1 protein-coding gene is annotated in these 284 nt (G+C 44.4%); it reads left to right on the top strand.

Translation table 11 applies throughout. From position 1 onward, the window contains the following. Positions 1–284: transposase (locus CP366_RS10570; RefSeq protein WP_199162878.1), on the top strand; the 284-nt coding region annotated here is incomplete at both ends.

Genomic DNA, 284 nt, shown 5'->3' with positions numbered 1-284 from the left:
ATTGGCATCAAGCCTAATGGGCACAAGGAGGTCATTGACTACTGCATTGCGCCTAGCGAGAACATTGAAGTCTGGACAGATATGCTTCAAAACATGAAATCCCGAGGCTTAAAGCAAGTTGAGCTTTTTCTTTCTGATGGTGTTGTTGGCATGAAAACAGCCTTGGCCAGGACTTATCCTAAAGCTCATTTTCAACGCTGTTTGGTTCATGTCATGCGCAATATCTGCGCTAAAGTACGCGTCGACGATCGTGAAAAGATCATGAACGAATTCAAACAGGTGCA

This window comes from Lactobacillus sp. UMNPBX15 (genome assembly GCF_002553785.1).
Taxonomy (GTDB): Bacteria; Bacillota; Bacilli; order Lactobacillales; family Lactobacillaceae; genus Lactobacillus; species Lactobacillus crispatus.
Note: the sequence above shows the minus strand (reverse complement) of the source record. Positions and strands in the feature narration are given on the sequence as shown.